The following is a 1,907-nucleotide window of genomic DNA, read 5'->3' on the forward strand; positions in this document are numbered from 1 at the left end:
CCCCGGCCCCGGGGTTCGCCGCGCGGGGGCGCCGGGGGAGTCACCGCGGGGGGCGCCGGCGCCACCGGGGCCGCGGGGCGCACCTGCACGAAGGTGACGGACGCGGCCGGGCCGCGCCAGGTGAAGGTGCCGTGGGTCCGGACGGTGCGGCCCAGGGGCGGCGGAATCCGCCGGGTGCTCACCCGTTCGGCGGAATCCCGCACGGCGGCGCGGGCACCACTCGGCTCGGGCGGCGAGGCGGCACCCGGCGCGGTGGTGCCGGTGCGGGACGGGCCGGCCGACCGGTCCGCAGGCTCCTGACCAGCCATCAGACCCTCACCGTCCGCCGACGTCCGGACATGAAGGATTGTCTGAAAACACGCATATGTACATTCTGGGTGACGTCGCCCGGAAATCCGCGATACCACGCCATTCGCGGTGTTGTTGGCAGCATTGCCCGGGTGAGTGCCCTCTTCGCCGCGACCGTTGCCGCCGTGCGGTCCCTCCCCGCGCGGCTCCGGAGCCCCCGTCGGTCCGCCGAGAGCGCGACGACGGACCCCGGCGCCGCCCGCGCCGCCCCACGCGCCGCTCGGCCCGGCGCCCGCCGCCCCGAACGCCGACCCCACGACGAGTCGGACGACACCGCCGAGTTCGGGGGCCGCCGCCCCGGCGGCGCCTGCGCCGCCGAGGGACTGGTCGCCGCCGGTCTCGGCGCCGGTGCCCTCGCCGTCGTCGTCCTCGCCCTCTGGACGGTCTCGCCCCACCCCGACGACGGACCGGGCAACGCCACCACCCTGGCGGTGGACCTCTGGCTGCTGGCGCACGGCGCCGGCCTGGTCCGCGCCGACACCCTCGGCGGCACACCCGCCCCCGTCACCCTCACGCCCCTGCTCCTCGCCCTCGTCCCCGGGTGGCTGCTGCGACGGGCCGTCCGCGTGGCCCTGCCCGCCGACAGCGGACCCGGCCGGGCGCTCACCACCGCGCTGTGGATCACCGGCGGCTACCTCGCCGCCGCGGCGGCGGGCGTGCTCTACACCCTCGACGGTCCGATCCGGGTCGACCCGCTCAGCGCGGCCGTCGCCGTCCCCCTCTTCGCCCTCGTGGTGACGGTCACCGCCGGCTGGTCCCACACCGGGCCGCCGCTGCTGCCCGGCCGGGCGCAGTGGCTCCAGGAGACCGACGCGCCGCGCGCCGCGGCTGCCGGGCTCGCCGCGATGTGCGGCGCCGGCACCGTGCTGGCGGCGATCGCCCTCGTCGGCCACGCCGGCGCCGCCCAATCGCTGTTCGGACAGCTCGCGGGGGACTGGTCCGGCCGGATCTCCCTGCTGCTGCTCGCCTGCGCGCTCGTCCCCAACGCCGCGGTCTGGGCCGCCGCCTACGGGCTGGGGGTCGGGTTCACCGTCGGGGGCGGCGTCTGGCTCGCCCCGCTGGCGACCGGCGGCGACGACCCCCGGCTGCCGCCGTTCCCGCTCCTGGCGGCACTGCCCGGCGAGGGCGGCGCCCCGCTCACTCTGGCACTCGCCGCCCTGGTACCCCTCACGGCGATCTCGGTCACCGCGTTCTTCCTCGGTCGAGCAGCGGTGCCCGTGCGCGCCGACCGCACCACCGCCACCTCCGCGGCCGACACCGCATGCGCGGCGCTGCTGGCCGCGGCGCTCCTCGGGCTCGGCACCGGGGTGCTCGCGCTGCTCGCCGGGGGTGCGCTCGGCACCGGCGGCCTCGCGGAGTTCGGGCCCGCACCCTGGCTCACCGCGGCGGCGGCCTTCGGCTGGGTCGCGGTGCTCGGCACCCCGGCGGCGCTGCTCGCCCGCGCGTGGCGAGATGGTCCACGTGGAACAGGCCCTTGAGCAGGTCGGGGTCCTCGACCTCGTGCTCCAGTTCGTCCAGGTGCTCGATCTGCCGGTGGACCAGGGACTGGAGGCGCCGGG

Annotated in this window: 1 protein-coding gene and 1 pseudogene; one reads left to right on the plus strand and one right to left on the minus strand. The window is 78.0% G+C overall.

The genetic code is table 11. The features are described from left to right. Nucleotides 1-308: pseudogene (locus tag HCN52_RS25000) on the minus strand (hypothetical protein); the annotation flags it as partial. Nucleotides 309-338: 30 nt separating this feature from the next. On the opposite strand from HCN52_RS25000, the gene HCN52_RS24075 reads away from it, so the two are divergent. Beyond that, complete coding sequence (locus HCN52_RS24075; RefSeq protein ID WP_245175417.1) at nt 339-1,826, plus strand: cell division protein PerM; 1,488 nt, start codon at nt 339-341, stop codon at nt 1,824-1,826. Nucleotides 1,827-1,907: the final 81 nt, after the last annotated feature.

This window comes from Streptomyces bohaiensis, from assembly GCF_012033785.1.
GTDB lineage: Bacteria > Actinomycetota > Actinomycetes > Streptomycetales > Streptomycetaceae > Streptomyces > Streptomyces bohaiensis.